Source organism: Epilithonimonas hominis (assembly GCF_003730015.1).
Classification (GTDB): domain Bacteria; phylum Bacteroidota; class Bacteroidia; order Flavobacteriales; family Weeksellaceae; genus Epilithonimonas; species Epilithonimonas hominis.
Window position 1 is genome coordinate 42,873 of the sequence record NZ_RJTU01000028.1, and the last position, 11,955, is coordinate 54,827.

At 35.0% G+C, this 11,955-nt stretch carries 7 protein-coding genes and 1 pseudogene; 2 read left to right on the forward strand and 6 right to left on the reverse strand.

What is annotated here, in order from left to right:
- The first annotated feature begins 104 nt into the window (after positions 1 to 104).
- Positions 105 to 2,810, forward strand: a complete 2,706-nt coding sequence (locus EGH73_RS04030; RefSeq protein WP_123280797.1) for a PD-(D/E)XK nuclease family protein — start codon at positions 105 to 107, stop codon at positions 2,808 to 2,810.
- On the opposite strand, the gene EGH73_RS04035 is transcribed toward EGH73_RS04030, so the two are convergent.
- Positions 2,800 to 3,870 carry a T9SS type A sorting domain-containing protein gene (locus tag EGH73_RS04035; protein ID WP_184808069.1) on the reverse strand — a complete coding sequence of 357 codons (1,071 nt, stop codon included), beginning with the start codon at positions 3,868 to 3,870 and terminating at the stop codon, positions 2,800 to 2,802. The genes EGH73_RS04030 and EGH73_RS04035 overlap by 11 nt on opposite strands.
- 126 nt (positions 3,871 to 3,996) lie before the next feature.
- Positions 3,997 to 5,178 carry an acyl-CoA dehydrogenase family protein gene (locus EGH73_RS04040; RefSeq protein ID WP_123280805.1) on the reverse strand — a complete coding sequence of 394 codons (1,182 nt, stop codon included), beginning with the start codon at positions 5,176 to 5,178 and terminating at the stop codon, positions 3,997 to 3,999.
- A gap of 283 nt (positions 5,179 to 5,461) precedes the next feature.
- Here EGH73_RS04040 and EGH73_RS04045 point away from each other — a divergent pair.
- A pseudogene (locus EGH73_RS04045) lies at positions 5,462 to 6,043 on the forward strand (PmeII family type II restriction endonuclease); the annotation flags it as partial.
- Positions 6,044 to 6,058: 15 nt separating this feature from the next.
- On the opposite strand, the gene dcm reads toward EGH73_RS04045, so the two are convergent.
- The 4 genes from dcm to EGH73_RS04065 form a co-directional block, all read right to left on the reverse strand.
- The gene (gene dcm / locus EGH73_RS04050) at positions 6,059 to 7,288 is read right to left on the reverse strand and encodes a DNA (cytosine-5-)-methyltransferase (protein ID WP_123280799.1); all 1,230 of its coding nucleotides are present in this window, start codon (positions 7,286 to 7,288) and stop codon (positions 6,059 to 6,061) included.
- A gap of 122 nt (positions 7,289 to 7,410) precedes the next feature.
- A complete protein-coding gene (locus EGH73_RS04055; protein WP_123280806.1) occupies positions 7,411 to 10,308 on the reverse strand; it encodes an AsmA-like C-terminal region-containing protein in 2,898 nt (965 codons plus the stop codon).
- 280 nt (positions 10,309 to 10,588) lie between these two features.
- Complete coding sequence (locus tag EGH73_RS04060; protein WP_123280800.1) at positions 10,589 to 11,215, reverse strand: SGNH/GDSL hydrolase family protein; 627 nt, start codon at positions 11,213 to 11,215, stop codon at positions 10,589 to 10,591.
- Positions 11,216 to 11,242: 27 nt separating this feature from the next.
- Complete coding sequence (locus EGH73_RS04065; RefSeq protein ID WP_123280801.1) at positions 11,243 to 11,533, reverse strand: DUF6804 family protein; 291 nt, start codon at positions 11,531 to 11,533, stop codon at positions 11,243 to 11,245.
- Between the last annotated feature and the right edge of the window lie 422 nt (positions 11,534 to 11,955).

Consider the following 11,955-nt stretch of genomic DNA (forward strand, 5'->3'; position numbering starts at 1 on the left):
GCCTTTAAGTTTTTAAAGGCTTTTTTATAAGATAGTATGAGCATTTTCAGTCTATCACCAATTAGCTTTATCAATTATAATTAATCAATTATCAATTATAAAAAATGCAGTTTCTTCAGAAGATTATTACAGAGTTATTAGAAAATCATCAGGACATTTCCGAGCTGGATATTGTTCTTCCCGGAAAAAGACCAATGGTTTTCATCAAAAGAATCCTGAAGGAAAAACATTACGAAGGACTTTTACCGAATTTCGTCACAATAGACGAACTCATCGCAGAACTTTCAGAAAATGTAGAAATCAAAGGAATTGCGCTTTGGCTCTTTTCTTTCCGTATTTACAATAAGATTGATTCTTCTGAAGATTTTTCTGGTTTCTTGAAATGGTTTCCGACCTTGCAGAAAGATTGGGACGATATGATGAAGTTTTCCGATGACGACCAGAAAATTTTGCTTTGGATGTTGGACGAGGAACGGATTAAAAATTGGGGCGAAAACCTCGGCGACGATGACAACCCAAGAAAACGAAACCTCAATTTCTGGCGAAAAATGAACGAGTTTCTACCACTTCTGAAATCAGAACTTCAAAAAGAAAATCTCGCCACTTCCGGAATGTTATATCAGGAAGGATTTTCCAAGATTGAAAACTTTGCTAAGCAAACCAATCGTCAATTTGTATTTTGTGGTTTCAATGCGTTGTCTAGAGTAGAAGAACAATTGGCAAGACAACTTTTGCAATGGAATAAAGCGGAAACTTATTTCCAAGCCGACCAATATTATATTGACGACGAAAGACAAGAATCCGGAAAATTCCTGCGAGAAACCTTGAAATGGAAAGAGTTTAATGACAGCAGAGATTTTAAATGGATTGAAAATCAATTTAATCAACCAAAAAATATTAAAACCTATGAAGTTTCGGGAAATATTGTTCAAGCGAAATTCCTTCCTGAAATTTTAAAAAAAATTCCGAAAAAAGAATTCTCGGAAACAGCTTTGGTTCTGTTGGATGAGAATCTTTTGCCTGCGGTTTTAGACAGTTTAAATGTTGTAGAAAGCGTAAACATCACAATGGGATTTCCGTTAAAGAATCTCTCGTTCAGTAATGCGATTAAAAAACTGTTTTATCTTCACAAACAACAGGAGAAAAAATCATCAAGCTATTATTACGCCGATGTTTTGCCAATCCTAGAAGAATTACCAAATGACGAAAAAGATTCTGAAGTCATCAGGGATTTTGTCGCAACAATAGAGGAAAGAAACATTGTTTATATTTCCAAAACTTTTCTACAAGAATTACTCGGAAATTTGAGTTATTTCCAGCTTTTACAGAAGCCAGAAAACTCCCAACAATTTTTAGATTTATTAATTAAATTTTGTTACGAGCTTAAATTCAAAGAACTGGATGACATTCAGTATGAGAATATTGCGTTGTTTGAGAATGTTTTCAAAATCATCAAAAATCAATTATTACCTTACCACGTTGATGTTAAAGTAGAAACTCTCGAAGTTCTCATTAATCAATTGGTCAATTCAGAAAGTATTGATTTTGTGGGAGAACCACTGGCTGGATTCCAGATTATGGGACTTTTGGAAACACGTCTTTTGAACTTTAAAAATGTGATTCTCCTTTCCGTTAACGAAGGGAAATTACCTTTAGGAAACACTCAAAATACTTACATTCCATTTGATGTTCGCAAGAATTTCGGCTTGAATACTTTCTTGGAAAATGACAGTATTTATGCTTATCACTTTTACCGATTGATCCAGAATTCGGAAAATGTTCATTTGCTTTACAATGCGTTGAGTTCGGGCGTAAATACAGGCGAAAAAAGCCGTTTCATCACCCAATTGGAAATGGAAAGTCCGCACAAGATTGAACACGTTATTATCGAAAATTCCTCAGAGCCAATTGCTCAGGAATTGATGAAAATTGATAAAAATGAAGAAGTAATACGACTTTTGAACGAATGGAAGAAGCGAGTTTCGCCTTCCCATCTTGTGACCTATCTTTATAATCCGATTGATTTTTATCTTAATAATCTTCTCAAAACCAGAGAAACCAACGAAATTGAAGAAGAACTTTCGCAAAGAAATTATGGAAATTTGGTTCATTATGCATTGCAATATTTACACGAACCGATTAAAGGTAAAATATTATCGGTTAATGATTTAGAAGGTTTACTTCAACAAACAGATTCAGCAATTGATTTTGCAATTGAAAAATTGAAACATCAGCAGGAATTCTATGAACGCGGAATGAATTACATCCATAAAGAAATCGCCAAAAGGGTCGTTCGTAATATTGTGGAGTATGATTTGGAGTTAGTCAAAAATGGTTCTGCTTTGGAGATTTTGGATTTGGAAAAAGAAATCAATTGTGATTTTTTCCTTGATGAAAATCAAAACGATAAAATCAGTTTTTATGGTTTTATTGATAGAATCGACAGACTCGACGGAATCACAAGAGTCATCGATTATAAAACGGCAAAACCTAAAAAATTAACGGTTAATCTTGGGAAAAATAAGGAAGAGAAACTTCCTGAATTATTTTTTAATGATGAATACAAACAAGCGTTACAGCTTTCGATTTATAAATATTGTATCAAAAACGTTTTGAATATCAATCCGGAAAATATAGAAACTGCAATCTGGTCTTTTGCCGAAGTCAATAATGGTCCACAAAAACTGAATTTCATTGATATTGAGGATAATGAAGTAGAGGATTCCATCAGAAATCTGATTGCGGAAATTTTGAATCCGGAAGTTCCGTTTGAGGAAAGAGAAAAGGTGATCCGGAAGATTACTTTTTAATGAACTTACCTATGAAATTTTTATTTTTTGTAGTGATTTTCAATATATAATTCCCTTTCGTAAGATAACTTACATCAAAAGAATTGCTAACCAATCTGCCTTCCGTATTGTAAACACCGATCGACAGAATTTCCTTTTCTGTAATATTAGTTTGTATTGTATTTTTTACAGGATTCGGATAGATAATGAGCCGGTTTTTTTCTGTTTCGGAAACACTTAGATTCGGAAAATAAAGATATTTGGCATTAGCAGGAACAAAGATGCCGTTGGTCTCGGTTCCCGTAACACTTAGGACGGGGATTTTGCTGTCTTTGGAAAACCACTGATAAGAAACTTCTCTCACATTTTGCGTGGTGGAATTTCCTTCATATGTCACGGTAATGTCGTGATCGGATACAGACTTAAGTTTCAGGACACTGGTAAATGTTTTATTAGGAATCATCAGTTTTCCCCAGCCTTCTACCGTATTCTGACGTGTTCCTGTGGAAGCTACCTGCAAATTGTAACCCAGGTTTGTAAAATTCATACTGATGCTGTTGGGATTGGTGTAAGAATCTCCATATATGATTGGGAATTGATACAGGACATCAGGCTGCGTATATTCTACGATTAGCGGCGCATTTGTCCCGTTGAGATTCACTTGTGCGGCATACATTTTTGCCAGCAGTCGCGAAGTGCTTTTTTTATAAAAAACATAGGCATCCGAGATACTGTAGCCTCCGAAAGAATAATCGTCCGGCAATGGTGCTGCAAGATTGAAAGCATTATTAAACTGGTTGTTGCAATTGAGGTAATAAGAATGATACAGGCACCAGATCGTTCTGTAGTTACTTTGAGAAGTTGGGTTTACGAATTCGGAAGTGTCGGTTCCGGTACCCTGGATGCCGGAATAATCCCATGTGATATCAGTTCCTGCCTGAGTAAAATTAAAAGCCGCGATACCTTGGGAGGTGGTTAGGTTTATGGAAGTTCCTATATCCGCATAATCTGTAGATGAATAAGAAATCTGAGCGCTTCCCGATAAGCTCATAAAGACAGCAAGTAATAAAGTTTTTTTCATCATTTGTTTTTTTTCAAAATTAAAAAAAACTTTTCTGAAGTTGGAAATATTATAGAAAAATAATTGTAAAAATTATATGTAATGAATAAATCAAATTGTTTTTAAAGACTATTTGAAAAAAATTTATTACCCAAAAGCATTGATTCCCGTAATATCCATTCCTGTAATCAAGAGATGAATGTCGTGAGTCCCTTCGTAAGTGATCACAGATTCCAGGTTGGCAGCGTGGCGCATCATCGGGAATTCTCCCATTATACCCATTCCGCCAAGCATTTGTCTGGATTCTCTTGCAATATCGATTGCCATTTTCACATTGTTTCTTTTTGCCATAGAGATTTGTGCAGGCGAAGCCTTATGTGCATTTTTCAGATTTCCCAATTGCAGGCAAAGCAATTGCGCTTTGGTGATTTCTGTTAAGAATTCTGCCAGTTTCTTCTGCTGGAGCTGGAAAGAGGCAATCGGTTTCCCGAATTGTTTTCTCTCTTTGGTATATTGAACAGCCGTACAATAACAATCCATCGCTGCTCCAATCACACCCCAAGAAATTCCATATCTCGCTGAGTTAAGACAAGATAACGGACCTTTCAATCCTTCAACATTAGGAAGTAGATTTTCTTTCGGAACTTTCACATTATTGAAAACCAATTCTCCGGTTTTCGATGCTCTAAGACTCCATTTGTTATGCGTAGTTGGTGTGGTGAAACCTTCCGTTCCGCGTTCCAGAATCATTCCTCTTACTTTTCCGTCTTCACCTTTTGCCCAAACTACAGCGATGTCTGCAACTGGAGCATTGGTAATCCACATCTTGGTACCATTCAAAAGATAATGGTCTCCTTGGTCTGTGAATTTGGATTCCATAGAAGAAGGATCAGACCCGTGGTTAGGCTCTGTCAAACCAAAACATCCAATCATATCACCAGAAGCCAGCTTCGGAAGGTATTTTCTTTTCTGTTCCTCAGAACCATACTCGAAAATAGGAAACATTACCAAAGAAGACTGTACAGAAGCCGCAGAACGCACTGCCGAATCTCCTCTTTCCAATTCCTGCATTATCAATCCATAAGAGATTTGGTCAAGTCCCGGACCGCCATATTCTTCAGGAATGTATGGGCCAAGCGCACCGATATTTCCCAATTCTTTCATCAATCCTGGGATATCCGTATGATTTTGCGCTGCTTCATCTATCTTCGGCATTACAAAACCCTCCACCCAATTCCTTACAGAATCGCGGATAAGCTTGTGTTCTTCGGTCAAAAGAGCGTCTATGGAGTAATAATCTGGTATGCTTGATAACGGGTAATATGACATTATTTTTGTTTTGCCTAAAAATAAAGCTTTTCCTGAATTACCAAAAAGTTTTGTTAACAATTAATTTACTTTCTACGGTTGTTGGATTCACTTATTCTAATAAAGAACTACATTCCACATTAAATTGATATATTTGAAAAACAATTTTAGTAAAATGACAGAAGAACAAAGGATTGAGATTTTAAACAATGCAAAAGACTTTTTTAGAAGTGAAATTGTAATTAGTCATATTGAAGGTGCTTGTTAACGTGCGAGTAAATTATCTGAATATAATGTAAACCCTTTCATGTTTAAATATCTTGCAAATTTTCTTACTGGAAATGATAACGCCGAAAGTATTGCAAAAGCATTAGTCTTACCAAGAATTCTTGGTTCTTCTATAAATACTTCCTTTGGTATGAAAGTCCAAAAATTGATTGGTCAACTATTCCAAGGATTAGGCTCTACAACATCTGGAATTGATATTGAATTTATTGACGGAATTGATGGTCGAAGAAAATATTGTCAACTAAAAGCTGGTCCTAATACAATCAATCACGATGATGTTACTACGGTAATTAATCACTTCAATGGTGTGAGAAATTTAGCGAGAACCAACAATCTTAATATTGGAATTAATGATATGATTGTAGGTGTGATTTATGGAGAAGAAGCTGAATTGAGTTCACATTATAAAAAAATATCGCAATCTTATCCAGTAATTATAGGAAAAGAATTTTGGTATAGATTAACTGGAAAAGAAGATTTTTATCTTGATTTGATTGATGCTATTGGTGATGTCGCGTTAGAAGTAGATGGAAGTCACATTGTAGAACAAACTATTTCAAATCTAGCGATAGAAATTCAAGCAAAATATTTTGATTAAAATAAGTATTGATTCCTATCTTGTTTTATAATAATCATTCAAAAACTTGATGATTGAATAGCCAATTTCTCTACCTAAATTAACAGGTACGGCATTTCCTATTTGTTTGTATTGTTGAGACATTGGTCCCGCAAAATGCCAATCATCTGGAAAAGTTTGTATTCTTGCATATTCGCGGACTGTAAAGGGACGAGTTTCATCTGGATGACAACGTTCTGTTTGCTTCTGCGCTGGACTGCAAGTTAATGTCAAACAAGGTTCGTCCCAACCGATTCGTCGTGCCATCCCTGTTTTTCCTCCTCCTAGATAAAAACTAGCTCCCATAAACTCCTTTTGAATATCTAAAGGCAAATCTCTCCAATATCCTTTTGGCGGAACTAAATCCAAAACATTTTTTTTACTTTCAGGATATTTTACTCCATCAGACTTTGGAACATTAGTGTCAAATAAATCGCCTTTTTTCAAAGCATCTTTTAGGTTGTAGATTTTCTTGTAAGGTTTTGGATATTCATATTTTACATCAATATCTTTTCGAATACCAACTAAAATTAAGCGCTCTCTTTTTTGTGGAACTTTGTAATTAATAGCTTTCAAAACTTCAACTGGAACCACATTATAACCAATTTCGTCTAATATGGAAATCATTCCTTGCAGAGTTTTCCCATTATCGTGACTTAAAAGACCTTTTACATTCTCACCAATACAAATTGGAGGATTTACTTCTTTTACTACACGAGCAAATTCATAGAACAAAGTTCCTCTAGCATCTTCGAAGCCTAGTCTTTTACCTGCATAACTAAATGCCTGGCAAGGAAACCCGCCTGTTACAACATCAACTTGATTATGGTAGCTGAAAAAGCTAAAGTTCTTTATATCGCCTTCATAGACATTCCAATTCGGGCGATTTGTTCTCAAAGTTTCACAAGCGTGTTTATCTATTTCATTCAATGCAACACATTTTAGACCTGCTTTTTCCATTCCAACGGCTAAGCCACCTGCACCTGCGAAAAGCTCTAAAACTTTATACTCGTTAAGTGGTTCAGCAAAATTTGAAACAGTTTCTATTATTTCATCTTGTATAAATTCTGAAAACAATGCTTGCACATCATCTTTGCGATAAACTCTATAATTGCTCATAGGTTCTCGTACTGCTGAAAGCTTTCCTTCTTCATCCCAACGACGAAGAGTTTTTGTGCTTTTATTAAGTAATTTTGCTGTTTCTGAAATAGTTAAATATTCGCTCATAACCAAATTGTACAAGGTTGGACATTGGTTACAAATTTAATCTAAAATTTTTCAGATTTCCAAGAAAAATATATAAAATTTTCAAGCTTGAAAAAAACTCCAAACCAATTGGAGCTTTCCTTTTACTTCTTCTTCAAATCTTTATCAATCTGCTTTTCGGCATTCTCAGCTTTCTTTTCCTGAGCACGTTTTTCCTTTCGTTGTTGTGCTCGGGATTTTTTCTCGGCGCGTTTTTCTTCTCGGATAACTTTGTTGGATTTTGTATTATACAAAGCTTCTATAATACCTTGTCCGGTCTTGCTGAAGATTTTGATTTTCGGTTTCTCGTGCGTTCCTGTGACTACAATTGGGAATCCAATCCATCCGGCGGGTGGTAATCCAACTCTCACTCGGAAATCCAGCAAACCATTGAAACTTGTCGTTCCACTAATCGTCGGTCTCAGAACAGAAACTTTAAAAGTAAACGGCTCTACGTGAATCAAATTATTATTGATGCTCGTTTTGATATCCACACCTTTCATATCCGGATTATCAAAGGCATTCGCTCCAATATTATCGCCAACTGCGGAAAGCATTTTTAGGTTTTTGACTTCCACATCTTTAAGGTTCACATTTCCGCCACCTTCTAATGACGGGAAAATCGGTTTCATATTGCTGTCAAAATCGCCTTTCAGTTTGTAATCCAAAGAGACAATCCCTTTCACGTCTTTCGCGGCAGTCGCCATTTCACGCACCATATCAATTTCTTTGTAAGCCCTTTGAACATCGAAGTCTGCAACATTCAATGCTACGTCATAATTAGCTGTGATTGGTGATTCGTCCTGATATCTTGCATCGATTTTCATTCTACTTCCTATGATGTCAAAACTTGTATTTTTCAGATAAACTTCGCCTTTGCTTACGGAAGCTAATCCCAAAAGATTATTCAGTCCAAGTCCTTTGAATTCTACTTTTTTCGCATTAGCTTCCAATGAAACATCCAGATTTTTTGGAACAATGACAACACCACTGCTTTTCGGATGTTCTTCTTTCGCATACTCTACAGAAAGCGATTTGTCTTTGTTGTCGCCTTCTTTCAGCGCCATAAATTCATCAATCAAAATATAATTGGATTTGAGATGGAATTTGCCGTGAAGCGTTCCTTTTCTTTCGATGAAGTAATTGATGGTATTGAGAAGATAACCATTCAAAGCAAAATCGGATTTTCCATAAGTTGCAAAGAATTTTCTAAACCACATTTTCTCATTCTCAAACTCGAAATTACCTTCTTTGATATAGAATGATTTCGGAAGATATTCGGTGGTAGCTTTAATATTTTTCAGAATTAAATTCCCTCTGTTATCAAGTTTGCTGTATTGTCCGGTTGTCGCATAACTTTGACGACCATTCAAAGATAAATCCGCCATAATCAAACCGCTGATATCCAAACCTTCTTTTTTGAAAACTTTGTAGATTCTGCCAACATTCAAAACACCTTTTGCTCTGACTTTGTACAATAAATCCTCAAAATCCTGCAAATCTGCATTCACAAAAACAGGATTGCCTTCAAAATCAAATTTGAAAGGGTCGAGTTTTACACCCAGACTTTTAAATGTTCCGTCGGTATTATGAATATTCGCTAAAATGTTGATATTCTGAATTGGATTTGGATAATATTTTGTTTTCAGCCAGCCATTTTTTAGATTGAAATAACCTTTCGTTTTCGGGAATAATTTTTTGTCAAAATTAAAGATTCCATTTGACTGAATATCAGTATTCATAAGCCCCTTTAGTTCAATATCTTTCAATCCTAAAGCTGCATCTAAAGTTGCCAAATCGATTCCGCCTTTGATATTAGCATTGATATTCATTTCATTTAAACCTTGTGTTCTGACTTTTGCACGGAATTGATTATTCTTGCCTAAATCAAAACTTAGATTTCGCAAATCGAGTAGGAGTTTGTCTGTGTCTAGCGCAGGCAACTCGACATTCATATCCAGATTAAGATTGTTCATCGGCACAGGTGCATTGCTGTTGGAAACAAAACCATTATCGACTTTAAGACTTGCTTTCAAATCTGGTTTTTGATTTTTCGGCTCACTGAATCTTCCTTTTAAACTAAAAAACAAATCGCTGTTTCCCTCGATTTTTGTATCCTTAACCCAGCTAAGATATTGTGGAGGCAAAACGGACAACATATCTTTAATCGTCGTTTTCTCCGAAGCCGCATTGATATTAAGGTTATATCCATCTTTCAGAATACTCACAAATCCTGTGAATTTCAAAGGAAGTTCATTGATTCTTAGTTCATTTTTTCTCAAGACAAAAGTCAATGCATTGGTGTTGATTCTCGTAATCAAATCGGCTTTCAGATATTTCTTTTGTGCGTACCAAATTCGATTGAGTGCAAAATCTATTTTTTCAATTTCGAGGTCGGTTTTTAAATCAAAAATATCTTCGCTCAGTCCACCTTTACCAGTATAATTCAGATTTTTTGCCTGAACCAAAACATTGGCCGCGTGGTCATTGTATTTGATATTCCAGTTTTTCAGTTTAATTAAATCCAATTTAATGGATGCTCCGGTTCCTGTTGTATCTTTTGGTTTTTCGGACGGTTTTGAAACGTAAACATTATAATTGGCTTCGCCTTTGGAATTAACAAAAACATTGGCAGTTGCGTCGTTCACATAGATTTCATCGATTTTAACTTCTCTATTGAAAATCAGATTTTTCAGATTGATTCCAACTGCTACTTCTTTTGCTGCAAGTAATGTATCTTGTTCAAAAGGTTTTGAACCTTTCAACAAAAAATCGTCTACGGAAACCGTGAGGGAAGGGAAGTGACGGAAAAAAGTAAGATGCGTTTTCTTATAATCCAATTCTCCGGCAAGGTGTTTATTCGCAAAAAACTTAACCTGCTGAGAAATGGTTCCCGGAAACAAAATCGGGATAATGAACATTAAAAATAGGATAGAAGCGATGGTGATTCCCAGCCATTTTAATATTTTCAGCAATATCGTTTTTACATTAACCGCACTCATAAACTTTAATTTTTCGGAATAATTCAAAGATTGTGCTAAAAGTAATTCACAAAAAAATCCTCTCTGAAATTTCAAAGAGGATTATATGCTTTTAAAATATTTAAACTTGTTTTTACAGAATTGTTTTTATCGCAAAGTCGCAAAAGTTAATCCTATTAAAAATGTGTTAAGTCGCAAAAAAAATGGAGATTTTCATTTTTAACGAAGTTAAAAACTTTGTGCCTTGAAAACATAATTTCTTTTAGTAAATAATTTGTGCCTTTGCGTTAAAAAATAAATTTTAAAGATATTTCTCAATAATTGGAATTGCAATTTCAGCCATTATTCCGTAACCTTTTTCGTTGGGATGAACACCATCCTTGGAAAGCAGAATTTCTTTATCGTGTAAAAAAGCTGAATGAAAATCAATATAATTTAATGAATTTTCAGTTGCAATAGTTTTAAGGATTTGATTATAAATTAAAACATCTTCATTGGTTCTCACTTTTCCTGTTGGAGAAACTTTCGAATCGATGTTTTCTGAAAGAGGAAGAATGCTTACCAGATAGATGTCTTTGGAATATTGTTTAGCGTTTTGAACAGCAATTTCAATATTAGTTTTGAATTGTTCCGGATTTACCAATTGATTTTCATCTTTTTTTGCCAAATCATTAGCTCCGTAACCGATGAAAATGATGTTTCCATCAGCGGAATTTCTGGCTTTCATTTCGTGAGACATTCTATTGAGCAAACCTTCCGTTGTTTCGCCACCAATTCCGAGATTGAAAAGAATTAATTCGTTACTCCCTTCATTATATTTTTGCAAAGCATATCGTTTCAGGATATCAACCCAGCCGCCAAAAACGCCATCATATTCTCCGTAAGTAATGCTGTCTCCGAAGAATAATCCATAGATCATCTTGTTCATTAATTTAAAACTTTTGTAATTTTAATTTTAATTTTTTGGTTTTAAAAGTACTGAAAACAAAAGTCCGATTCCTACGATTGCATCCACAATATTCCACAGTTCTCTGCCTAATGCAATTTTGAAAAACGGTTGAAAGAGTAATGCCAATGCTCCATAGATAATCATTTCCGTATGTTTGCCTTGGTGATTGGCTTGGTACGCTAATGTTCCAAATCCTATCAACGCTAAAAACCGCACCAGTTGATAATATCCGTAAGGCATTTTTGCAAGGCAGAGGAAGATAAGGATTGCCAATGTTATTTTTATTAATCGTTCCATAATTTAAGGTTGATGTTGAAAACAATAACCGTTACCAATACTTGTCATATGTCGGCATCGTGTCCCTTTTTTAGTGTATCCTATGCATTGTTGAGTCTTGGATTGTCCTTGTGTTCGTTTACTGATTAAACTTTGGGGAGTTCCCATTGTCGGTTTGCAAATTTTGCAAGGTTGCAGTCCTTGATTAACAGCACTTGTTACATTTAGTTTTTGTGATACATTTTTAACCATTCTGCAAGAAGCCAAGTGATATTTATTACCGGATGGTGTTTTATAAACTGTTTGGGCAAGTAAATTTGAACTTAGAAAAAAGCAAAATAATATTGTTAAAAGGTGTTTCATATAAAAACTTTAATTATTCTCACTATACGCTTTTTTATAATTTGAAGTATTCAACACTATTTAGTCGTTCCTTAACAAAA

Bases quoted from the DNA above. Each gene is read 5' to 3' on its own strand.
- EGH73_RS04035 (WP_184808069.1), bottom strand. From the start codon at position 3,870: ATGAAAAAAACTTTATTACTTGCTGTCTTTATGAGCTTATCGGGAAGC.
- dcm (WP_123280799.1), bottom strand. From the start codon at position 7,288: ATGAGCGAATATTTAACTATTTCAGAAACAGCAAAATTACTTAATAAA.
- EGH73_RS04055 (WP_123280806.1), bottom strand. From the start codon at position 10,308: ATGAGTGCGGTTAATGTAAAAACGATATTGCTGAAAATATTAAAATGG.
- EGH73_RS04060 (WP_123280800.1), bottom strand. From the start codon at position 11,215: ATGAACAAGATGATCTATGGATTATTCTTCGGAGACAGCATTACTTAC.
- EGH73_RS04030 (WP_123280797.1), top strand. From the start codon at position 105: ATGCAGTTTCTTCAGAAGATTATTACAGAGTTATTAGAAAATCATCAG.
- EGH73_RS04065 (WP_123280801.1), bottom strand. From the start codon at position 11,533: ATGGAACGATTAATAAAAATAACATTGGCAATCCTTATCTTCCTCTGC.
- EGH73_RS04040 (WP_123280805.1), bottom strand. From the start codon at position 5,178: ATGTCATATTACCCGTTATCAAGCATACCAGATTATTACTCCATAGAC.